This is a genomic window from Halosimplex halophilum, from assembly GCF_004698125.1.
In the GTDB taxonomy this organism is placed as follows: Archaea; Halobacteriota; Halobacteria; order Halobacteriales; family Haloarculaceae; genus Halosimplex; species Halosimplex halophilum.
Genome location: NZ_ML214297.1, coordinates 1,524,401 through 1,546,932, shown reverse-complemented (window position 1 = coordinate 1,546,932; position 22,532 = coordinate 1,524,401). Strand labels below are relative to the sequence as shown.

At 71.4% G+C, this 22,532-nt stretch carries 20 protein-coding genes; 14 read left to right on the top strand and 6 right to left on the bottom strand.

All coding sequences use genetic code 11. From position 1 onward, the window contains the following. Positions 1-112: 112 nt before the first annotated feature. Genes E3328_RS07820 through E3328_RS07795 form a run of 6 tightly spaced genes read right to left on the bottom strand, consistent with a single transcriptional unit; the run spans position 113 to position 7,965 of the window. Positions 113-742 (bottom strand): hypothetical protein, encoded by a 630-nt coding sequence (locus tag E3328_RS07820; protein WP_135364022.1) that lies wholly within the window; start codon positions 740-742, stop codon positions 113-115. Then, positions 735-1,721: a HEAT repeat domain-containing protein gene (locus E3328_RS07815; protein ID WP_135364021.1), complete on the bottom strand. Its 987-nt coding sequence runs from the start codon at positions 1,719-1,721 to the stop codon at positions 735-737. Before E3328_RS07815 ends, E3328_RS07820 begins: the two co-directional genes overlap by 8 nt. Next, positions 1,718-2,767 carry an ethylbenzene dehydrogenase-related protein gene (locus E3328_RS07810; RefSeq protein WP_135364020.1) on the bottom strand — a complete coding sequence of 350 codons (1,050 nt, stop codon included), beginning with the start codon at positions 2,765-2,767 and terminating at the stop codon, positions 1,718-1,720. The genes E3328_RS07815 and E3328_RS07810 overlap by 4 nt, the downstream gene beginning before the upstream one ends. Beyond that, complete coding sequence (locus E3328_RS07805; protein ID WP_135364019.1) at positions 2,757-3,593, bottom strand: TorD/DmsD family molecular chaperone; 837 nt, start codon at positions 3,591-3,593, stop codon at positions 2,757-2,759. The genes E3328_RS07810 and E3328_RS07805 overlap by 11 nt, the downstream gene beginning before the upstream one ends. After that, on the bottom strand, positions 3,590-4,765 hold the full coding sequence (locus E3328_RS07800) for a 4Fe-4S dicluster domain-containing protein (RefSeq protein ID WP_135364018.1): 1,176 nt from the start codon (positions 4,763-4,765) through the stop codon (positions 3,590-3,592). Before E3328_RS07800 ends, E3328_RS07805 begins: the two co-directional genes overlap by 4 nt. Then, positions 4,765-7,965, bottom strand: coding sequence for a molybdopterin-containing oxidoreductase family protein (locus E3328_RS07795; RefSeq protein WP_135364017.1), 3,201 nt, complete (start codon positions 7,963-7,965; stop codon positions 4,765-4,767). The genes E3328_RS07800 and E3328_RS07795 overlap by 1 nt, the downstream gene beginning before the upstream one ends. Before the next feature lie 309 nt (positions 7,966-8,274). Between E3328_RS07795 and E3328_RS07790 the strand changes: the two genes are divergently transcribed. From E3328_RS07790 to E3328_RS07725, 14 genes are all read left to right on the top strand, one after another. Then, positions 8,275-8,931: a helix-turn-helix domain-containing protein gene (locus E3328_RS07790; protein WP_135364016.1), complete on the top strand. Its 657-nt coding sequence runs from the start codon at positions 8,275-8,277 to the stop codon at positions 8,929-8,931. Between the two features lie 91 nt (positions 8,932-9,022). After that, the gene (locus E3328_RS07785; protein ID WP_135364015.1) at positions 9,023-9,640 is read left to right on the top strand and encodes a hypothetical protein; all 618 of its coding nucleotides are present in this window, start codon (positions 9,023-9,025) and stop codon (positions 9,638-9,640) included. After that, positions 9,640-10,353 carry a QcrA and Rieske domain-containing protein gene (locus E3328_RS07780; protein WP_135364014.1) on the top strand — a complete coding sequence of 238 codons (714 nt, stop codon included), beginning with the start codon at positions 9,640-9,642 and terminating at the stop codon, positions 10,351-10,353. The genes E3328_RS07785 and E3328_RS07780 overlap by 1 nt, the downstream gene beginning before the upstream one ends. Then, positions 10,350-11,801: a cytochrome b gene (locus tag E3328_RS07775; RefSeq protein WP_135364013.1), complete on the top strand. Its 1,452-nt coding sequence runs from the start codon at positions 10,350-10,352 to the stop codon at positions 11,799-11,801. The genes E3328_RS07780 and E3328_RS07775 overlap by 4 nt, the downstream gene beginning before the upstream one ends. After that, positions 11,798-11,989 carry a DUF8120 family protein gene (locus E3328_RS07770; protein WP_135364012.1) on the top strand — a complete coding sequence of 64 codons (192 nt, stop codon included), beginning with the start codon at positions 11,798-11,800 and terminating at the stop codon, positions 11,987-11,989. The genes E3328_RS07775 and E3328_RS07770 overlap by 4 nt, the downstream gene beginning before the upstream one ends. 14 nt (positions 11,990-12,003) lie before the next feature. Then, positions 12,004-15,051: a nitrate reductase subunit alpha gene (locus E3328_RS07765; protein WP_246022931.1), complete on the top strand. Its 3,048-nt coding sequence runs from the start codon at positions 12,004-12,006 to the stop codon at positions 15,049-15,051. Continuing rightward, a complete protein-coding gene (gene narH / locus E3328_RS07760) occupies positions 15,048-16,121 on the top strand; it encodes a nitrate reductase subunit beta (RefSeq protein WP_135364011.1) in 1,074 nt (357 codons plus the stop codon). Before E3328_RS07765 ends, narH begins: the two co-directional genes overlap by 4 nt. Then, complete coding sequence (locus E3328_RS07755; RefSeq protein WP_135364010.1) at positions 16,114-16,953, top strand: ethylbenzene dehydrogenase-related protein; 840 nt, start codon at positions 16,114-16,116, stop codon at positions 16,951-16,953. The genes narH and E3328_RS07755 overlap by 8 nt, the downstream gene beginning before the upstream one ends. Beyond that, positions 16,950-17,699 (top strand): molecular chaperone TorD family protein, encoded by a 750-nt coding sequence (locus tag E3328_RS07750; RefSeq protein WP_135364009.1) that lies wholly within the window; start codon positions 16,950-16,952, stop codon positions 17,697-17,699. Before E3328_RS07755 ends, E3328_RS07750 begins: the two co-directional genes overlap by 4 nt. Further along, entirely contained in the window at positions 17,696-18,679 is a 984-nt protein-coding gene (locus E3328_RS07745; RefSeq protein WP_135364008.1) for a DUF8068 family protein, read from the top strand. The genes E3328_RS07750 and E3328_RS07745 overlap by 4 nt, the downstream gene beginning before the upstream one ends. Then, positions 18,672-19,511: a HEAT repeat domain-containing protein gene (locus E3328_RS07740; RefSeq protein ID WP_135364007.1), complete on the top strand. Its 840-nt coding sequence runs from the start codon at positions 18,672-18,674 to the stop codon at positions 19,509-19,511. Before E3328_RS07745 ends, E3328_RS07740 begins: the two co-directional genes overlap by 8 nt. 25 nt (positions 19,512-19,536) lie before the next feature. Continuing rightward, a complete protein-coding gene (locus E3328_RS07735) occupies positions 19,537-20,847 on the top strand; it encodes a P-loop NTPase (RefSeq protein WP_135364006.1) in 1,311 nt (436 codons plus the stop codon). Positions 20,848-20,974: 127 nt separating this feature from the next. Next, positions 20,975-21,211 carry a DUF7511 domain-containing protein gene (locus E3328_RS07730; protein WP_135364005.1) on the top strand — a complete coding sequence of 79 codons (237 nt, stop codon included), beginning with the start codon at positions 20,975-20,977 and terminating at the stop codon, positions 21,209-21,211. Positions 21,212-21,324: 113 nt separating this feature from the next. Beyond that, positions 21,325-22,518, top strand: coding sequence for a molybdopterin molybdotransferase MoeA (locus E3328_RS07725; protein ID WP_135364004.1), 1,194 nt, complete (start codon positions 21,325-21,327; stop codon positions 22,516-22,518). Positions 22,519-22,532: the final 14 nt, after the last annotated feature.

Genomic DNA, 22,532 nt, shown 5'->3' with positions numbered 1-22,532 from the left:
GTCTCGCCCCAGATTTCGGGGGCGATAGCGGCCCCCTGTTCCGCGCGTGAGGCCTCCGTGGGCCCTGCGCGGAGCCGTGGGGCGAGCGCGGCGTCAGCCGCCGGGCGCCCGCTCAGAACGTCTCGGGGATGTCGGGGTCGTGTCCGCCGCCCTCCTCGTCGGCGGTCCGGTCCTCGTCGAACAGCGTGCCGCCGTACGGCCGGAAGTCGAAGTCGTAGACGGCGGTCACCGACTCCAGCGCGTCCTCCCGGCGGGCGATCTGAGTGGTGTCGAACTCGGAGCGCTCGACCGCCGCGACGAGTTCCTCGTCGTCGATCCGGCCCTCGGCGTAGGCGGCGGCGACGCCGTCGCGGAAGGCGTCGGCGTTGCGCCGCAGCCGCCTGGCCTCCTCGAACGACGACCGGATCTCGGGGGTCGGCTCCGCCCGGTTCGTGGGGATGCGCTCCAGCTCGTCGGTCGCCCGGCGGTCGTACTCGGCGGCCTGCCGGAGCACCTCGACGGTCTGTTCGACCGCCGACAGCTCCGCCCACTCCTCGCGGGCCGCCGGCGCGACCATCGCGTCGACCACCTCCTCCCAGGTCGTCGACCGCTCGGCGTCCTCGAACGCCTCCGCGACGAACGCCCCGACGTGCTCGTCGGGGATCGGGACGCCCATCGCCTCCTCGTCGTCGGACGACTCCGCGCCGCCCTCGGTGGTATCCGGCTGTGCGTCCAGCGAGTAGGTCTCGGTGTCGTCACTCATGGTTCGAATCACTCCCGTCGCGGCGGGGTTCGCGGGGGGGTCCGTCCCCGTAGCCCTGCGGTCGCGGGTCCGGACCGGGGTGAGAGCCCACCCGGCCGCCCGTGCCATCGACCGGGCGGGGGCCGTCGGCCGGCCCGTCGTCGACGCGTCCCGGCGGTGCGTCGGCCCCGCCGGGCGGGCGCGGTCGCTCGCCGTCCGGTCCGCCGCGCGGCCCGGCGGCGTCGATCTCCTCGGGGTCGACGCCCTTCGAGCGGGCCAGCGCTCGCTCGGCGGTCTTCCGCACGTCGTCGCTGCGGTCCTCCAGGCCGTGGGCCTCCAGAGCCTCCTCGGCGCGGTCGGTGCCGAGGTCGCCGAGCCCCTCGGCGGCCTTCGCGCGGACGAACGAGCCCGGATCGCGGGCCAGCACCGCCGCGAGCAGGCGGACGGCCCGCTCGGTCTCGGCCGCGTCGGGCAGGTACTGGGCGGCGTACTCGCGGACCGCGGGGCTGGGGTCGGACTTCAGCCGGTCGACCAGCGTCTCCGCGCCGGCGGCGTCGGTCCGCGCCAGCGCGATGAGCGCGTTCCGGCGGACGGCGCCGTGGTCGTCCTCCAGCGCCGCGCGCAGGCGGTCGGCGGCGCCGGGGTCGACCCGCGACAGCGCCACCACGGCCTCGGCGCGCACCCACTCGTCGGGGTCGCCGAGCGCGGCCGCGACGGTCTCCTCGCCCCGCCCGGCCACGCCGAGCGCCTCAACGGCGAACTGCCGGGTGTCCGGGTCGTCGGCCGACCGCGCCGTCTCCGCGAGGGCGTCGACCGTCGCGTCGTCGAGGCCGGTCTCGTCGCAGTCGGGGTCGTCACAGCCCGAGTCGGCCTCGTCGACGAGCGCGAGCGCGGCGTCGCGCTTGCGCGGCTGATCGTCGTCGAGGGCCGCGCGCAGCCCCGCCTCGTCGTCCGCCGGGGCCCGCCCGCGTGCGCTCCAGTTGTCGTATTCCTCGGTCATACTGCCCTCCAGTAGGTGACCAGCCAGACGAGCACCGCCGCGAGGACGACCCCACCGACGAAGCCGGGAATGGCCAGCGCCCGGCCGTCGGCGCCGTCGGTCTCGTTGCCACCGCCGACCTGCAGGACGCTCCCGCTCGCCGCGCCGCCCGTATCGGGCACCGAGAGGTTGCCCGTGTCGGGGTCGAGCGTCGAGTACTGCAGCGTGAGCGACTTCTGGCCGTTGGCCTCGTCGGCGCTGCCGTTCCAGACGGCGAAGGCGACGTACACCTGCTCGTCGGTCAGCGGCGCGTCGTACTGCCCGGCGCCCGTGCGGTTGCGGACGAAGGTGACCCGCCAGCCGTCGTCGGTGCGCTCGCCGGTCGCGTCGACCGGCTGGGCCGGCGCGTAGCTCAGCGAGCCGTAGCCCTTCGCGTAGTAGTTCTGCGCGCCGTCCTCGTAGCTGGCCCGCGAGAGCGGATTGTCGGCCTGCCGGCCGGGCATCGTCACCGAGTCGTTGTGCGGGTAGGCGTACATGTCGCCGCTACCGGGCGCCTGCTCGGGGCCGTGGCGCCAGCTGGCCCGCCAGTACCAGATGTTCACCGGCGTCCCGGCGGTGCCCATCGTGATCGGCGGCTGGTTCCCGGCCTTGAGCATCACCGCCGCGCCGTCGCTGAAGTTTCTCGGCGAGGCGATGTTGGCGTCCATCGTCGGGTCCTCCCACGAGAGCCGCACCGCGACGTGGCTCCCGTTGGCGACCGTCTGCACGTCGAGCTCGTCGACGCTCCCGCCGCCGAACGGTGGCGCCATCTGCTGGCGGTTCAGCGACACCGTCCGCGTCGGCGCGTCCTCCCAGGCCGGCGCCGTCGGCTCGGAGGGCACCTGCTGGACCTGTTCGAGCGGCTGGCTCCCGCCGGTCACCGCCGCGGCGACCGCGGCCTGGGCCGCGAGCAGGAGCGCGACCGCCACGACCGCGAGCGTGGTCGCCCGCGTCGCCGCGCTCCGGTCGAGCGGCACCCGACCGGCCAGCCACGCGAGCGGCCCGCCGGACGGATCGTCACTCGCCATCGTCGCTCACCTCCCCGGCGGCGTCGTCGGGTTCGCTATCTCCCTCGTCGTCCCCGCCGCGGGCCGCGTGGTCGCGTTTGACCAGTTCGGCGGCCAGCCGCGCGGCCGCGCGGTAGGCCCGCTCGCCGTCGGCGGGGTCCTCGCCGACTGCCGCGTCCACGTCGTGGGCAAGCGCGGGGACGAACTCCGCGAGGTGCGTGTCGACGACCGTCCGCTCGGCGTCGGCCAGCCGCGCGGCCGCCTCGTCGTCGCCCTCGTGGACCGCCGCGGCGCGCTGGGCGGCGACGACCTGCATCAGCTCCAGCTCGGCGGCGACGTGGTCCTGGCGCTCGGCGAAGTCGTCGGCCGGCTCGACGCCGAACGTCTCCATCAGCCCGACGACCGCCGCGATGCGGCGCTGGGACTCGCCCACGTCCGAGCCGGTCGTGTAGTGTGCCTCGTAGGGGACGACCGGGTACTCCCCGCCGTCGGGGAGGCCGAACAGGTCGTTGTACGCCGCCTCCAGGTCCGAGACGGCGGCGTCGGCCACCGCATCGAGGAACGCCTCGGCCTCGTCGTGGAGGCCGAGCCGCTCGGCCGCCTGCAGGACGCCGTCGCGGGCGTCGTGGGCGGTCAGCGTCGCCCGCGTCTCTACGTCGGGGTAGCAGAAGGCGCCCCCGACCGCCGCGTACAGCGTCGCCCGAGCGCTGTGGAGCCGCTCGCGGGCCTCGCGGTCGCCGTCGCGGTCGTCGGTCGCAGGGCCGCCGGCGGGCGACCCGTCGGTCGCCGCTTCCGAGTCGATGCCGGACCGTGCGGACGAAGCGTCCGCGTCGTCGAGTCGTGTCATGGCTGGTTGGTCCACATCTCGCCCTCTCTGACCTCCAGCTGTTCCTCGAAGGGCACGTCGACGACCTTGTTGCCGTCGCGGTCCCAGCCCTTCACGCGGTGCTCCTTGACGTTGTACGTCTCGATGAGCTTCGTCGTCGCGCCGAACAGCTGGAGGATGCCGAGGACGTGGTGGGAGGGGTTGCGCACGCGCTCCTGGACGATCTCGATCGACTCCCGGTAGGTGTCGCCGGGCCAGTCGTTGCGCTTTTCCTCGGTGTTCGGCGTGAACATCTGCGTGAGGAACTCCGGCGGCACGTGGTAGGGGGGCATGTAGAACACCTGCGGCCGGGTGCCGAACTGCGGATAGAGGGGCAGCGCCACTTTCTCGTCGGAGTGGACGAGGTAGTTGATCGGCGACCGCCCACCGGGGGCGTCCCCGCCCGGCGACGCGGCGTCGGGGCCGCGGTTGATGTTGCCGTGCAGCCGCGTCTTCCCGATACACGAGGAGACACAGCGGGGGACGAACCCCTCCTCGATGCGGGGGTAACAGCCGACGGGCTTCTCCGAGACGCCGGTCTCGGGGTTGTACATCGGCTTGTGGTACGGACACCCCTTCACGCACTTGCGGTAGCCCCGACACCGTTCCTGGTCTAAGAGGACGATGCCGTCCTCCTCGCGCTTGTAGATGGCCTGGCGGGGACACGCGGCGAGACAGGCGGGGTTCTTGCAGTGGTTGCACAGGCGGGGCAGGTAGAACTGCCAGATGTCGTGGTACTCGCCCTCCTCTACGTCGCTCTCGACGACCTCGCCGGTGGGGTACTCGCCGTGGACCTGGTCGTCGCCCAGGGCGGGGTACTCCCACTCCTCCTTGTCGGCGATGTACCCGCGGACGCGCTCGCCGGACTCGGCGGCCTCGTAGATGGTCTCGCCGGAGTCCAGGTCGTCGAGCAGGCGCATGTCCCAGCCCATCGGGTAGCCGCCGTAGGGCTCGGTCTCGACGTTCATCCACCACATGTACTCCTCGCCCTTGCCGGAAGTCCAGGTGGACTTGCAGGCAAAGGAGCAGGTGTTGCAGTTGATACAGCGGTTCGTGTTGACGACCATCCCCCAGTGGTAGTCGCGCTCCTCGTCGCGGCGCTCGTAGGGGTAGTCGTGGCTGCGTCCGAGCTGTGGGTTCTCTACCTGTGGCATCAGTCGTCACTCTCCGTCGTAGTCGCGTTCGATCCGTTCGCTCCGCTCGATCCGTCCTGCAGCGACCCGCTCACGTACGACTGGAAGGCGTCGTCCTGTCGGGCGTCGGCCGGCTTCCAGTCCGCCTCCTCGTACTTCTCGACTTTGACCAGCGCGTCGCGCTCGACGCCGGTCGGTCCCCAGACGGCCTCCTCGTAGCCCTGTGCGAACGCGGAGCCGTGCCAGGAGATCCCCTCGTCGACGAGGTCGCTGACGTTCGGGTCCCCGAACGTCGGCTTGTGGACCACGTCGTCGGTCTCCAGGATCGGGTCCAGCCAGATGTTCGTGGCGACGTTGTAGCCGACCACGTCGTCCTCGTCGTCCGACTCGTCGGGGAAGTGCTGCTCCCACCAGCCGTGCCAGATGGTCAACTGGCCCACGTCGCCGGCGTCGCTGGGCCGCTGGCGGTCGCTGACCATCACCCGGATGACCAGGTCGCCGCGGTCGCCGGTGATCTTCACGTAGTCGCCGTTCTCGACGCCGATGTCCGCGGCGTCGCTCGGGTGCATCTCGACGAACGCCTCGCCCAGCGGCGGCGCGGTGTCGGCCTCGCCGTCGCCGGTCGGGAACGAGAAGTCGTCGACGAGCCGCTCGGTCCCCTCGGGGTCGGCGTTGGGACTCCCGAAGTCCCGGGAGGCCCAGATGAGGTTCCAGTCGGTCATCCCCCACGAGGAGTGGGTCCGGTACTTCGGGTGGGGGGTGTTGTAGTGGAACTGGTAGCCGTCCTCGTAGAGGTCGTTCGTGCCGCCCTTCGCGTCCTCCCAGGTCTCCCCGGTGTCGTAGGGCGTCCCCTCCGGGCTCTCGAAGTGGTCGATGTCGTCGCGGCCGAGTTCGATGAACCGGTCTTCCTCCTTGTGGAACTCTATCCGGCCGGTCTTCGTGTAGAACGGCCTGTCGTCGTTGACCTGCGAGTAGAACGGGATCCGCGGGTAGGTCTTGAGGTTTAGCCGCTCTGGGCCGTCCCGGAGGTCCTCCACGTCGATGTCCTGGGTCGTGATCCCGGCGTCGAACGCCTCCTGGATGTACCTCGTGGGGTCGCCGTCCTCGTCCAGGAACTCCGCGAAGTACTCGCGGTAGGAGTCGACGTTGCGCTCCTCGGGCGGGATCTTCTCGTCTAACTTCTCGGCGACCATCGCGACGACTTCCCCGTCCTGCTTGGTGTCGTAGATGGGGTCCATCACACCGTGGTCCATGTGGACGAACGGGTTCTCCGGACCGACGGTGATGTCGGGGTACTCGCACTCCAGCCAGGAGGGGGCCGGGAGCACGATGTCCGCGTGGCGCGCGGAGTAGGTCATGTGCATGTCCGAGACGATGAACAACTCGTTGGCGGTGTCGGGGTGTTTCACGAAGTTGTTCATCACGTGCTCCTGGTGTTTGGTCTGGTTCAGGAGGTTGCAGTTCATCGTCCAGAGGACCTCCGGCCTGGCCATCGTGTAGGAGTCGGTCCCCTCGGGCAGGACCGGTTCGTCCTTGTCGCCGTGGGGGACCAGGTCGAGTTCGCGCTCCTCGTCGCCGCGGATGGCGTGGGGGTCCAGCGTCTCGCCGCCGAAGAAGGCGAAGGCGTGACCGGGGTACATCCCGTGGGCCTTGTGGCCGTCCGGGTTGACGTACTCGGGGTAGCCGTCCAGCAGTTCGATCTTGTACTGCCCCGAGTAGTTGTAGTAGCCGGCCCCGCGCTCGCCGATGTTGCCGAGCATCGCCTGCACGAAGAAGATGCCCCGCTGGACCTCGCTGGCGCCGTAGAACCAGTGGTTGATCCCCTCGCCGGTGAACCACTGGCCCTTCTCGGCGTCGGCGAACTCCCGGGCGGTCGTCCGCAGCGCCTCGGCGGGGATCGTGGTGATCTCCTCGACCTGTTCGGGCGAGTAGTTCTCCATGACGTTGGCCTTCTGGCGGGCGAAGTCAGACCGGACCGGGACGGTCGACCCGTCCGCGAGTTCCACGTCCGTCTCGACCTCCAGCTGCGGGTCGGCCGGGGTCTCCGCGCCGACCGCCTCGCGGTCGACGGCGTACAGGTCGCCGTCCTCGCCCAGGGCGACGAACTGTCCCCAGTCGCCCTCGACGTGGTGACCGGGTTCGCCCTCGACGCCGCCCTCCGGCGGTTCCACGTCCTCGAAGACCTCGTGGGCGCGCAGGTACTTGCCGTCGTCCTCGCGGACGAGCAGTGGCAGGCTGGTGTACCCCCGCATGAACGACTCGTCGTAGAGCTCCTCGTCGATGATGACGTGGGCGAACCCGAGCGGGAGCGCGGGGTCGCTGCCCGGCCGGATGGGGAGCCAGCGGTCGCACTTCTGGACCGTCGGGGAGTAGTCGGGGTAGACGCCGACCATCTTCCCGCCGCGCTCGCGGCTCTCCTGCAGCCAGTGGTTGTCCGCGAGCTTGTTGTGGATGAGGTTCTTCCCCTGGATGATGGTGTAGTCCGCCTGGCGCCACGCGGAGGCGTCCGAGTCCGAAGTCTGGTAGCCGGTGGTCATCACGTGGCCCGGCGGCAGGTCGGCGTACCAGTCGTACTCCGTCCACTCGCAGCCCCCGAAGATGGAGGCCAGCCGCCGGCCCGCGCCGTGGCGGGTGAACAGCCCGTCGGCCTTGATGGCGTTGAAGATCTGGAAGTGCTTCGTGTCCTCCAGGTTGGCCATCTTCTCGGCGATCAGATCGACGGCCTCCTCCCAGGAGACGCGCTCGAACTCGTCCTCGCCGCGGCCCTCGGGGCTGGGGTCGTCGGGGTCCCACCCCTTGCGGACCATCGGGTACTTGATCCGCGAGGGCTCGAAGGTGCGGCGGTGCAGCGTCAGCCCCTTCATGCACCCGCGGGGGTTCCAGTGCTGAGAGACGCCGGCGTCCTCGTAGCCCGACGGGCCGACCGAGGGCTCCTCGTTGTGGTAGACCTGCTCGGCCCGGATGGGGACGCCGTTTTTCATGTAGAAGTTCAGCGCGCACGACTGGGTACAGTTGGGGTGACAGACCGTCCAGTCGACCGCGTCGTACTCGTAGATGTCGTGGTACACCTGCTCCCAGTCGCGGTTGGGGTAGGATTTCAGGGGGTTGTCGACGGACGTGACGGGGTCGACCGCCTGGGTCGCCCCCCAGGCGGTCCCGACCAGGGCGCCGACGCTCCCGGCGCCGGCGGCCGCCAGGAAGTCGCGTCGGGACAGCGTCACGTCCGCTCACCTCCCGGAATCTGCGCTGTGTGGCGCATATCCGGTATCACGGAGTCGCCCTCCGTCAACCCGCAAGCGCGTTCCAGCGCGTCAGGAACCGGGGCGAAAATATTCCCACACGTGTACAGGGATCCCCTCCCGAATGCTGCGGCTCTTTAAGTACTCCCACGGTCGACGGCCGGGGATCGGGGGCTCTCTCCCCGTCCCGACCGCCGTCCGGGATAAGTGAGTCGAACATATTCGAGCGGGGTTCCCGGAACCTGAGAGCGGCGAACGGGGTTCTTTGGGGCGGGTCCACTCTCCCCGCACATGGGAGTCGAATCGACAGGCGGCATCCAGGTGAGACTCGCCGTGGAGGCCGCGGGCTCGTGTCCCGTGGCGGCGGCGACCGGCGGCGACACCATCGCCCGCTCGGCGCGGTGGAGTTCGGCCGGCGACGGCGAGGGGACGGTCGAGGAGTTCGACCTCGTGGGCGACGCCGACGAGGCCGACCTCCCCGAGGACGCCTCGGTGGTCTTCGAGACCGACCGCTCGGAGCGGGTGCGGTTCACTCGCGAGGGCGAGGACTGTATCTGCGAGGCCGTCGAGGCGCTCGGGACGCCGGTGACGGACGTGAGCGCCTCGCGGGGGACCCTGCGGCTGAGTTTCCACGCGACGGACGTGGAGACGGTCAGGGCGGCGGTCGACGAACTCGACGAGGCCTACGGCTCGGTCCGGATCGACCGGCTGGCCCGGACGGGCGACGGCGAGGACGACGACATGGTCCTCGTCGACCGCGGGCGGCTCACCGACCGCCAGCAGGAGGTGCTCGAGACGGCCATGGAGATGGGCTACTTCGAGCGGCCCCGGTCGGCCAACGCCACCGAGGTCGCCGACCGACTCGACATCTCCCCGTCGACGTTCGCCGAACACCTCGCGTCGGCCCAGTCGAAGGTGCTCGACTCGCTGCTGGAGGGGTCGGCGTGACGGGGAGACCCGCCGCCCGCGACGCCGTCACCTGTAGAACGGTTATAAACTCGAACAAACATTTAATGCAAATCCGTGTGAGGGTTTGACAATGCGCTCCAGGACGCTCGTCATCGTGCTGGTGGTGCTGGCCGTGTTGCTCCCGATGTGGTTCGTCGCGATACAGGGCGAACCGCCGTCGGAGGAGATAGCGATCGACCACAGCGTCAGCGAGATCCGGCCGCTGGAGGGGCCGATCGACACGCCGACGAAGCTCTCGCCCAGCCAGGTCGGCGTGATCGTCTGGGTGGCGCTGCTGGCTCTGCTGGGCGTGCTCGCCTTCTTCCACCGGTTCATGGACCGGCTGGCCCGGCCCGGCGGGGGCGAGTCGACGGCGGTAGCCGACGGCGGCGTCGCGAGCGACGCCCCGTCGGACCCCCGCTCGGACGGCGGGGTCGTCACGTTCCCGTGGATCGAGACCGACGACCGCTGGGTCGTCACGTACCACGACGCCAGCGACGCCATCGAGGGCCTCGTCGCGATGGGCGGGCTGACGGTGCTGACCATCGTCTTCGCCGCGCTGTTCACCGGCGAGTACCTCACGCTGGCGCGCACGCAGTACTTCGGCATCTACGCGTTCGGGATGTTCATGTCGCTGACCGGGCTGACCGTCTCCTACTACGCCTGGTTCATGCCGCACGTCGAAGTCGCCGAACGGAGGGACCACTGATGACCGACGAGACCCGACCGGATCTGGACGACGTTGACCTGACGCGGAGCTACCCGGGGGCCGACGCGGCCGGCGGCGAGCGCGAGGAGTGCAGTTCCTGCGGCGGCGGGACGGACGCCGAGCCGAGCATCTACCAGGAGTTCTGGGGCGACGCCCGCGCGGAGATGGAACGGCGCGACTACGCGAAGGCGCTGGCGACGGTCGGCGGGCTGACCGCGCTTGGCAGTCTGGCCGCGCCGCTGGCCAGCCTGACCCGCGTCTTCGAGCGGAGCTACACCGGCCCCGTCTACTCCGACGGCGTGCCGCTGGTCGACGCCGACGGCCAGCGCATCCAGGAAGGACGCCTGAGCGAGGGCGAGCAGCTGACGGTGTTCCCGGAGCCGCGCCCGGGCATCGACCGCGCGCCGACGCTGCTGGTCCGGTTCGCCGAGGACGCCTACGGCGGCGGGACCCGCATGGAGGCGACGGTCGGCGGCTACGCCGCCTACTCGAAGGTCTGCACGCACGCGGGCTGTATGGTGGCCAACCGCGACGGGCAGACGCTGGTCTGTCCCTGCCACTCCGGGCGGTTCGACCCGCTGTCGGGCGCGGCCGTCACGGGCGGCCCGCCGGGCCGGGCGCTCCCGCAGTTGCCCATCACGCTGTCGAGCGAGGGGTACCTGGTCGCGACCGGTGACTTCGAGGGAGCGGTCGGCCCCGGAGGTGGGGAATGAGCCGTCTCGACCCCCTCTACCGCGCGTACGGCTGGGCCGACGCCCGCCTCGACCTGGACGAGGACCAGTCGCTGCTGGGGAAGGCCTTCCCCGCCGAGGACTCCTTCCTGCTCGGCGAGGTCGCGCTGTTTTGCTTCCTGATCCTCGTGTTGACCGGCAGCTTCCTCGGGTTCTTCTTCGAGCCGTCGACCTCCGATGTCGAGTACGAGGGCAGCGTCGCCCAGTACCAGGGCGAGGAGATGCCCGAGGCGTTCGTGAGCGTCCTCAACATCACCTACGACGTGCCGTTCGGGATGCTCATCCGCCGGATGCACCACTGGGCGGCCCACCTGTTCGTCGCCTCGATGGCCCTGCACATGCTCAGGGTGTTCTTCACCGGGGCCTACCGCAACCCGCGCGAGCCCAACTGGCTCGTCGGCACCGGGCTGGCCGGGATGTCGATGTTCGCGGCCTACACCGGCTACGCCCTCCCGTTCGACGAGTTCGCCAGCACCGCCGTCGGCATCGGCTACAACGTCGCGCTGTCGGTGCCGCTGGTCGGCGACCTGCTCGGCAAGCTCGTCTTCGGCGGGGAGTTCCCCTCCAGCGCCACGATACCCCGGTTCTACTTCCTGCACGTGTTCGTGATACCGCTGGTCATCGCGGGGCTGATCGCCGTCCACATGGTGATCCTCGTGCGGCAGAAACACACCGAGGCGGGCCGGGACGGCGACGTGAACGCCGTCGACGGCGCCGACCGCGAGCGCGTTGACCGCGACGACGACAGCGTCGTCGTGGGCCTGCCGGCGTTCCCCAACCAGGCCGCGGTCAGCGCCGTCGTCTTCTTCCTGACCTTGGCGGCGCTGTCGCTGCTGGCCGGCTTCCTGCCGGTCCACAACATCGCCGAGTACGGCCCGAACGACCCGGCGTCGACCCCGGCGCTCATCATGCCCGACTGGTTCCTGATGTGGGGCTACGGGTTCCTGAAGCTCGTCCCCTCGTGGATGAGTTTCGACGTGCTCGGCGTCCACGTCAGCTCGGAGTTCGTCGGCGGTCTCCTGCTGCCGGGGCTGGTGTTCGGAGCCGTCGCCCTCTGGCCGTTCGTCGACTACCACGACGACCCGGTCCACTTCACCGCGGACCCGATCGAGCGACCGTGGCAGACGGCCGTCGGGATCGCCGGCGTCACGTTCATCATGGTCGCCTCCATCGCCGGCATGGACGTGATCGTCGCCGACGTGCTCGGGACCTCCACGGCCGCCATCAAGCCGCTGCTGATCGGCGCGCTCGTCGGCGTCCCGATCGTCTCCGGGCTGATCACCTACGCGACGCTCGGCGGGTTCGGCGACGATCCCTCCGGCGGCGGCGGGGATCCCGAACCGGACGCCGAGATCGCCGACGGCGGGGAGGCCCGGCCCGACGGCGGCGACGCGCCCGACGACGGTGACGCCGGGGAGGGCGAACGATGAGCGACGACGGCCCCGCCGTCGCGCTGTCGGCGCGGCGGTACCGCTGGCTGGACAGAGTCACGAAACTCGCGGGCGTCGCGCTGGTCGCGGCCGGCCTGGAGGTCGGCGGCGACACGTTCGCCGGGATCGCGCTGGCGGCGGCCGGCGTCGCCTGCGGGCTCGCGACCGTGCTGATCACGAAGCAATGACCGACGAACCCCACATGACCGACCAAGACACGACCGAGGCGGAGCCGACTGGCACCGAGCGCGAACCGACCGACAGCGACGCGGCCGCGACCGACGGGGGCGCCGACGTGGACGTCTCCCGCCGGGACTTCCTGAAGGGCGTCGGCGCGGCGGGCGTCGCCGGCGCGGGGGCCTCCCAGACCGGCCTCGCCCAGGACTTCCTCCAGATGACCCGGCTGCAGGTCGTCAACGACCCCATCGGCGACTACCCCTACCGGGAGTGGGAGGACCTGTACCGCGAGGAGTGGGACTGGGACTCCAAACACCGCTCGACCCACTCGGTCAACTGCACCGGGTCCTGTTCGTGGGAGGTGTACGTCAAGAACGGCCAGGTCTGGCGCGAGGAGCAGGCCGGGGACTACCCGAACTTCGACGAGAGCCTGCCCGACCCCAACCCGCGGGGCTGCCAGAAGGGCGCCTGCTACACCGACTACGTCAACGCCGACCAGCGCATCAAGTACCCGATGCGCCGCACCGGCGAGCGCGGCGAGGGCAAGTGGCAGCGCATCTCCTGGGACGAGGCGCTGACCGAGATCGCCGAACACGTCGTCGACGAGGTCGAGGCCGGCCGCTACGACGCCATCTCGGGGTTCACGCCGATCCCGGCGATGAGCCCCGTCTCGTTCGCCTCCGGCTCTCGGCTGGTCAACCTGCTCGGCGGCGTCTCCCACAGCTTCTACGACTGGTACTCGGACCTGCCGCCGGGCCAGCCGATCACCTGGGGCACCCAGACGGACAACGCCGAGAGCGCCGACTGGTACAACGCCGACTACATCATCGCCTGGGGGTCGAACATCAACGTCACCCGCATCCCCGACGCGAAGTTCTTCCTCGACGCCGGCTACAACGGGACCAAGCGCGTCGGTATCTTCACCGACTACTCCCAGACCGCCATCCACACCGACGAGTGGCTCTCGCCGCAGGGCGGCACCGACACCGCGCTCGCGCTCGGGATGGCACAGACCATCGTCGAGGAGGGCCTCCACGACGAACAACACCTCAAGGAACAGACCGACATGCCGCTGCTCGTCCGCGAGGACACCGGGAAGTTCCTGCGGGCGAGCGAGGTGCCGGGGGTCGGCGAGGACGCCGACCGCCCGGAGAAGACGTTCGTGATGGTCGATTCCGACGGGAATCTGCGGATGGCGCCCGGGTCGCTCGGCGACCGCGACGGCCAGAACGACCCCGAGTCGAGCATCGAACTCGACTTCGACCCCCAGCTGTCGGTCGAGCGGTCGGTCGACCTGGCCGAGGGCGCCGACGCCGACAGCGTCGCCGTGCGCTCCGTGTGGGACAATCTCCGCGACGAGTTCGCGGAGTACACGCCGGAGTTCGTGACCGAGGAGACGACCGTCGGCGAGGAGACCTACCAGCGCATCGCCCGCGAGTTCGCCGAGGCCGACAGGGCGAAGATCATCCACGGCAAGGGCGTCAACGACTGGTACCACAACGACCTGGGCAACCGCGCGATCCAGCTGCTCGTCACCCTGACCGGCAACCTCGGCGAGCAGGGCACCGGCCTCGACCACTACGTCGGCCAGGAGAAGATCTGGACGTTCAAGGGCTGGCAGACCCTCTCCTTCCCGACCGGGTCGGTCCGGGGCGTCCCGACGACGCTGTGGACCTACTTCCACGCGGGCATCCTCGACAACACCGACGAGGACACCGCCGAGAAGATCCGCGAGTCCATCGACAAGGGGTGGATGCCGGTCTACCCCGAGGAACGGGAGGACGGCTCGCGACCCGACCCCTCGACCATGTTCGTCTGGCGGGGCAACTACTTCAACCAGGCCAAGGGTAACGTCGCCGTCGAGGAGGAGCTGTGGCCGAAGCTCGACCTGGTGGTGGACATCAACTTCCGGATGGATTCGACGGCGCTGTACTCGGACATCGTCCTCCCCGCCGCGAGCCACTACGAGAAGTACGACCTGAACATGACGGACATGCACAGCTACGTCCACCCGTTCACGCCCGCGGTCGAGCCGCTGGGCGAGGCGAAGACCGACTGGCAGATCTTCCGCGACCTCGCCGAGAAGATCCAGGAGGTCGCCACCGAACGGGGCGTCGAACCCATCGACGACCGTCAGTTCGACCGCGAGATCGACCTGCAGTCGATCTACGACGACTACGTGCGCGACTGGCAGACCGGCGAGGAGGGGGCCCTGGCGGAGGACCGGGCGGCCTGCGAGTACATCCTCGAACACTCCGAGGAGTCGAATCCCGAGGGAACCGACGAGCAGATCACGCTCGACGACACCATCGACCAGCCCCAGCGGTTCCTCGAGGCGGGGAGCCACTGGACCTCGGACATCGAGGACGGCGAGGCGTACACCCCCTGGAAGAACTACGTCCAGGACAAGGAGCCCTGGCCGACCTTCACCGGCCGCCAGCAGTACTACGTCGACCACGACTGGTTCCTCGAACTCGGCGAGGAGCTCCCCACCCACAAGGAGGGACCGGCCAACACCGGCGGGAGCTACCCGCTGTCGTACAACACGCCCCACAGCCGGTGGTCGATCCACTCGACGTGGCGCGACAACGAGACGATGCTCAACCTCCAGCGGGGCGAACCCACCGTGTTCCTCAACCCCCAGGACGCCGCCGAGCGGGGCATCGAGGACGGCGACACGGTGGAGGTGTTCAACGACCTCGGCAGCGTCGAGGTGCAGGCGAAGATCTACCCGTCCAGCGAGCCCGGGACGGTCCGGCACTTCTTCTCCTGGGAGAAGTTCCAGTACCCGGACCGGGACAACTTCAACACGCTCGTCCCGATGTACATGAAGCCGACCCAGCTCGTCCAGTACCCCGAAGACACCGGCGAACACCTCTATTTCTTCCCCAACTACTGGGGGCCGACGGGCGTCAACTCCGACGTGCGCGTCGACGTGCGGCCGGTCGACCAGGGCGAGGGCGACGGGTCGTCCGAGAGCGACAGTGAAGGAGAACAGGCGGACCTGCGGCTGGCGGACGGCGGATCTCAACCGGGAGACCCGGCCGCCGACGCGGGAGGTGACGGCTCGTGAGCACCGACGACGCCCAGAGCGAGGACACGCACATCGACATCGCGGACGGGGTCGACCACCAGGTCGCGATGGTGATGGACCTCAACAAGTGCATCGGCTGCCAGACCTGCACGGTCGCGTGCAAGACCCTCTGGACCGAGGGCGGCGGCCGGGACTACATGTACTGGAACAACGTCGAGACCAAGCCCGGCGACGGTTACCCCAAAGACTGGGAGGACTCCGGCGGTGGCTGGCAGTCCGACGAGCACAGCGAGCGCGAGCCCGGAGAGATCCCCGCCAAGGAGCGCTACGGCGGCGACTGGGAGTTCAACCACTCGGAGATCATGTACGACGGCAGCGACGAGCCGCTGCGCCCGCAGAACGTCGACCCCGAGTGGGGCCCCAACTGGGACGAGGACGAGGGGGCCGGCGAGTACCCCAACAGCTACTACTTCTACCTCCCGCGGATCTGCAACCACTGCACCCACCCCTCCTGCGTGGAGGCCTGCCCGCGGCAGGCGCTGTACAAGCGCGAGGAGGACGGCATCGTCCTCGTCGACCAGGAGCGGTGTCGGGGCTACCGCTACTGCGTCGAGGGCTGTCCCTACAAGAAGGTGTACTACAACGCGGCGAAGAAGAAATCGGAGAAGTGCATCTTCTGCTACCCGCGCATCGAGGGCGAGGGGCCGGACGACGAGGTCCACGCGACCGCCTGCGCGGAGGAGTGCCCGCCCCAGCTGCGGCTGGTGGGCTACCTCGACGACGAGGACGGCCCCATCTACAAGCTCGTCGAGGAGTACGAGGTGGCGCTGCCGCTCCACCCGGAGTTCGAGACCGTGCCGAACGTCTACTACATCCCGCCCTACGCCCCGCCACAGCACTCCGAGGACGGCGAGAGCATCCAGGGCGTCGACCGCATCCCGCGGGAGTACCTCGAAGAGCTGTTCGGCGACCGGGTGAACCAGGCCCTCGATACGATCGAGCGCCACCGCGACCGGACGCGCCGCGGCGAGGACAGCGAACTCATGGAGATACTCCAGGACAAGAACCCCGCACAGCAGTACCGGCTGGAGGTGTTCGACGATGACTGAGGGGTGCGAGCGGACCGCGCCGGACCGCTCCTGGGTCGGCGTCGCCGCGCTGGTCGTCCTCGCGGTCGTCGGCGCGGCCGTGTTGCCGACGCTGTCGAGCGCGCGGCCGGCCAACGAGGTACCGGTCGGCGACGTGGGCGCGAACGCGACGGACCCGACCGCCGAGTCGTGGACGGCCGTGCCGAGCGTGGAGCTCGCGCTGGCGAGCGCGCCGAGCGGGCTGCCCGAGGCGAGCAACGTCTCCGTCCGGGAGGCGCAGGTCCGGACGGCGACCAACGGCTCGCACGTGTTCGTCCGGGTCTCCTGGCCGGACGCGACGGCCGACCGCAACGCCTCGGGGCTCCGCGAGTTCGCCGACGCCGTCGCCGTCCAGCTCCCCGAGAACGAGAGCGCCCGCCCGCCCATCGCCATGGGCGGGACGAGCAACCGCGTGAACGTCTGGTACTGGAGCGGGACCGGGACCACGGAGGAACTGCTCGCGGGCGGCGCCGGCACGACCACGTCGTTCGAGCGGTCCGCCGTCGACGCCCAGGCCGTCCACGAGGACGGCGAGTGGCACGTCGCGTTCACCCGCGAGGCCGAGATGGCGGGCAACCGGACCGACCTGTCCGGCGAGCAGGACGTGGACGTGGCGGTCGCGGTCTGGAACGGCTCCTACGACGAGCGGGCCGGCCGCAAGTCCGTCAGCGAGTGGAAGTACCTCGCCATGGGGCCGGGCCCGCAGGGGCCGCCCTACGAGACCATCCTGTGGACGGTCGCCGGGCTGGCGATCCTGTTCGCGACCGTCGTGACCATCGAGGGCGTCCGCCGAACGCGGGGTGAGGCCGCGTGAGCGACGCCGAACCCGCCGACCAGGGGGCCGCGGACGCGGAGGACGCCCCCGAGCGCGACCACGCGGCGGTCGACGACGACCCCCCGACCGACGCCGACCGCGACGCGGCGGCGCGGGGCGCGCTGTACGCGCTGGCCGCCCGCGCGATGACGGAACCGGACGAACAGTTGCACGAGGCGCTCGCGTCCGGCGCGCTCGACCGGGAGTGTCGGCGGCTGCTCGACCGGACGGCCCTCGACGTCGAGCCCCCCGCCCTCACCACCGACGACGACCGCGAGACGGTCTGCGCCCGGTTCAACGACCTGTTCGTGCTCGGCCAGACCACCGTCGAGGACCGCACCGACGGCACCATCGACGCCGAGGGGCCGGACGTGTCGCTGTACGAGTCGGGCTACCGCCCGGAGGCGTCGTGGAACGACGTGAACCTCGACCTCGCTCGCGCGTACGACTACTTCGGCGTCGAGGTCGACGAGCAGCGGCGGGAGAACCACGACCACTACCGGCTGGAGCTGGAGTTCGCCGGCTACCTCTGTCGGCGCGAGGCGGCGGTCGACCCGGACGCCGCCCGCGCGCGGCTGGACTTCCTCGACCGCCACCTCGCCGTGCTCGCGGAGGGGGTCGACGAGGCGCTCGCCGGCGAACCCGGGACGGGCTACTACGGCGAACTCGCCGCCTTCTGCCGGCGGCTGGTCGCCGCCGACACCGAAGACCTGGCCGACCGGCTGGAGGGGGAGGGCGAGCCGTGAGCCGGCCGACCGCGAACGCCGGCGACTCGACCGCCGGCTCCGGGGACCGAACCGCCCCGTCCGACGCCCGCGAGCGGCTCGCCGGCGGGATCCCCGGCTCGCCGGCGGCACTACTCGGGGCCGCCGCGCTCGTCCCGACCGCCGGCGTCCTGGTCGTGCGGCTCCTCCGGAACGCGCCCGGGGGCCTCCCGCCGGTCGGGCGGGCCGCGGCCCCGACCGTGACGGCGCTCGCGGCGGTCGTCCCGGCGCTGGCGGCCCTGGGACTCGCCGTCGGGGTCGACGCCCGCGCCGAGCGGGTCGCGCTGGCGGCCGTGGGCGTCTTCGGGCTCGTGGGGGCGGTCGACGCCGCCGCGTGGCTCCCGGCGGCCGCCGCGGTCCTCGCCGGGACCGGCGCCGCCCTCGTCGTCGGACTCCGCGAGCGAGCGCACGCCCGGGTCGGCGCAGTGGACTCACTCCGGGCCGCGCTCGCGCCGGTCGCGCGTCCCGGGGCGGTCGCCGCGCTCGGCACGCTCGCGCTCGCGTGGTCGCTCGCGGCCTCCGCGGGGTTCGGGACGACGACGCTCCGGCCGGCGGGCGCCGCCGTCGCCTTCGCGACGCTTGCCGCGCTCCCGCTGGCTCGTCGGCTCGACGGAGTCGTCGACCTCGGGCTGTGGGCGGTCACCGCGTTCGCGGTCGTCGTCGCCGCGGCGTCGGCGCCGTTCGTCGCCGGTGCCGTCGCGCTCGTCGCGTTCGACGCCGGGACGGTTCCCCTGTCGCTGCTCGCGCTGGGGATCGGCGGCGCAGTCGCGACCGTCGTCGCCGACGCGCGCCGGCGGGCGTTCGGCCCCGCGGTCGCCGCGGCGCTGCTGCTGACCGCTGGCGTCCCGGCGACGCTCCCCCGCGCCGTCGCGTTCGCGCTCGGACTCGTCGTGCTGGTCCGCGAGTGGGCGCCAGCCGGCCCGGTGGCCCGAGAGACGACGGGAGGTGTCGCCGATGCGTGACCCCGAGGAGGCCACGGACGGGCCGACGGACCCCCGGGTCCACCCCGAGCAGAGCCCCGGGTTCGACGTCGACCACGCCGGCCTCGAGGACATCGAGGTGAGCCGCGAGGATGTGACGATCGGCGAGGCGACGCCCCGGGAGCTGTCGGCGGCCGACACGTCTCTCATCGCCAGCGAGACGGCGCAGGAGAAGCTCGAACGGCTCGCGACCGGCGACGCGGTCGAGCGCCAGCGGGCGGCGCTCGCGCTCGCCGAGGAGGACCACGACCCGGCCATCGTCGAGGCGCTGATCACCGCCGGGCTGGAGGACGACGACGCCGACGTGCGCCAGTTCGCCGTCGAGGCGCTGGCGAAACTCGGCGGCGAACGCGCGGGGCCCGCCGCTCTCGAAATGACGGCGGACGACGATCCGTGGGTCCGCGCCGAGGCGGTCGTCGCGCTGGACCGCATCGACCGCGAGGCCTACGCCGACCGCATCGAGGAGGCGCTCGACGCCGACCACCACGCGGTCCGGCGCAACGCGCTGGTCTCGGTGTTCAAACGCCGCGGCGAGGGCGCGCTGGAACCGCTGCTGGACGCCGCCGACGACGAGAGCGAGCGCGTCCGCGAGTGGGCCGTCCACCTCCTGGCGGGCGTCGACGACGACCGCGCCCGCGAGGTCCTGGCCGAGACGGCCGACGACGAGTCCGAACCGCGGATCGTCCGCGGCACGGCCGCGCGGGCGCTGGAGGCCGACCCCGGCCGGTTCCGCCGGCAGTTCACCGGGGCGCTCGACCGCGGCGACACCACCCTCCCGGGCGAGGACCACCTGAATCGCCAGCCCGACCTCTGACGTTCCCCTCGCTGTCCACCCTATCATGTCCGAACACACTGACGCCGACGCACACGCCGAAACGGACGGTACCGACGACGAATCGACCGAAGACGACCTGAGAGAGGAGGTCGAGGCCGCGCTCCGGCAGGTCCGGGACCCCGACGCGGGCAAGGACGTGTTCGAGGCCGGCCTCGTCTCCGACATCGCGGTCTCGGCGAGCGCGGTCACGGTCGTCGCCGACCTGAACGACTTCCGGCCCCAGGAGGGCGAGCAGGTGACGAGCGCGATGCTCCAGGCCGTCTCCGACGTGCCGGGGGTCGAACACGCCCACATCGAGCGCGAGACGGCCCACGCCGCCGACGAGGACCGTTCGACCGGCCTCGCCGACGTGGACCGGGTGATCGCCGTCGCCAGCGCGAAGGGCGGCGTCGGCAAGACGACCGTGGCAACGCATATCGCCTGCGCGATGGCCGGCGCGGGCCTGGACGTGGGGCTGTTCGACGCCGACATCCACGGCCCGAACGTCCCCGAGGTGCTGGAGGTCTCGGGGCCGGTCTACTCCGACGACGACGGCAACCCCCTGCCGGTCGGGGCCGGCGACCTCGACGTGATGAGCGTCGGGCTCATGGAGTCGGGCGCGCCGCTGGCCTGGCGGGGCGCGATGGCCCACGACGCCCTCTCGGAGCTGTTCGAGGACACCGCCTGGGGCGACCTGGACACCCTCGTGGTCGACCTCCCGCCGGGGACCGGCGACGTGGTCCTCACCACGCTCCAGGAGGTCCACCTCGACGGCGTCGTCTTCGTCACCACTCCCTTCCACGCCGCCGTCACGGACACCGCCCGCTCGCTGGACCTCTTCGAGGAGAACGACGTGCCGGTCCTCGGCGTCGCCGTCAACATGGCCGGGTTCACCTGCCCGACCTGCGGCGACGAGCACGACCTCTTCGAGCACGGCGAGCCGCTGGAGGGGCTCGACGCGCCCATCCTCGCCGAACTGGACTTCGACCCGAGCGTCCAGGCGACGCCCCGCCCCGGCGAGTTACCCGAGCAGATGCAACAGCTCGGCGAGGACGCCCACGAGCGCGTCGAGGAGGTGTGGTCGGTCGACGTACCGGACGAAGCCGCCGACCTGCGCGGCGTGGAGGCCGACGCGCGCCACGACCGCGTCCGCGAGGCGTTCGATGCGACCGAACGGGGTGAGGAACTGGTCCTCGTCTCCGACCGCGACCCGACGCCGGTCCGTTCGTTCCTCGCCTCGCTGTCGGCCGAGGCCGACGGCCCAGGCGATCTCGACCCCTTCGAGGTCGAGCAGTTGAACCCCGAGACGTGGGTGCTCCGCACGGTCAGGCCGTAGTCGGGCGGCGAAGCGGGTACGGTCCGTCCGGTCGGTTCGCGTCCGCTCTTGCCCGGTACGTTGCGCTATTGTGAGTTCATAGCAGCCCTCTTGTGGCCCAGGGGGCACCCTTCGAGTGAGCAACACGATGTCGGGACGACCCCAGTCAGCGGACGACGCCGTCTCCGAGCCCCGAGCCCCGTCGATCGACCCCGGTCAGCCGGGCCCCGCGGACCCGCCGGCGCTGGAACTCGCGCTCGTTCGGTACGCCGACCGGCCCGACCGGTGTACCGTCCACCCGCCCGACGCGACCGGCGTCGAGCGGATGTCGACGTGGATCTCCGTCGACCGGAGCCTCGTGGTCGACGCCGCGTCGATGCGGTAGTCGCCGCGCCGAAGCGGTAGTCGCCGCGCCGATGCGGTAGCTGCTGCGAGGTTCCGGCGGGCGACCAGAGCGGTCCCGGACGGCTTTTTGTCCCGGCCGCCGAACCGCCGGTGATGGGACACGAGGGCTTCACGGAGGTAACTCGGCTGGCCGCCGCGCGCGAACAGCTGCTGTCGGTCGTCGACTCGCCGACCGCCGCCGAGTCGGTCCCCGTCCCCGAGGCGGACGGCCGGGCGCTCGCCGAGCCGGTCGACGCGACCCGCGACGTGCCGGGGTTCGACCGCGCGGCGATGGACGGGTACGCCGTCCGCGCGACCGACACCCACGACGCCGGCGACCGCTCGCCGGCGGTCCTCGACGGGACGGACGGCGACGTGGGCGCCCGACGGGCCCGCTACGTCCACACGGGGAGTCCGGTGCCCGACGGCGCCGACGCCGTCGTCAGGGTCGAGGAGACGGAGGCCCGCGGCGAGCGGGTCGAGGTGTTCGCAGCGGTCGCCCCCGGCGAGAACGTCGCGCCCGCCGGCGAGGACGTGGAAACCGGCGACCGGCTGTTCGAAGCCGGCCGGCGGCTGCGCCCCTCGGACCTGGGACTGCTGAAGGCCGGCGGCCACCGCTCGGTGTCCGTCCGCGAGCGACCGACCGTGAGCGTCGTCCCGACGGGCGAGGAACTGGTCGAGTTCGACCCCGGCTACGGCGAGACCACCGAGACCAACGGACTGACCGTCTCGCGGCTGGTCGAGCGCTGGGGCGGCGACGCCACCTACCGCGACATCGTGGGCGACAACGAGGCCGCGCTTCGCGCGGCGGTCGAGCGCGACACCGACCACGACATCGTCGTCACGACCGGCGGCTCCTCGGTGGGCGAGCGGGATCTGATCGCCGACGTGGTGGCCGACCTGGGCGAGGTGCTCGGCCACGGCGTCGCGCTCAAACCGGGCCACCCCGTCGGCTACGGCGTCGTCGACGACACGCCGGTACTGACGCTGCCGGGCTATCCCGTCTCCTGTCTCGTGACCGCCGTCCAGCTGTTGCGCCCCGCGGTCGCCCGCGCCGGGGGGTTCGAGCCCGAGCCGTTCCCCGAGTTCGAGGCGGCGCTCGACCGGAAGATCGCGAGCGAGGTCGGCGTGCGGTCGTTCGTGCGCGTCCGGGAGACGGGCGAGGGGACCGTCGAACCGGTGCGGGGCGGCGCGGGCGCGCTCTCCTCCGTCGCCGCGGCCGACGGCTGGGTGGTCGTCCCCGAGAGCGTCGAGGGCGTCGCGGCCGGCGAGTCGGTCACCGTCCAGCGGTGGGAACCGCACTGCTGAGCCCGCCCGCCGGC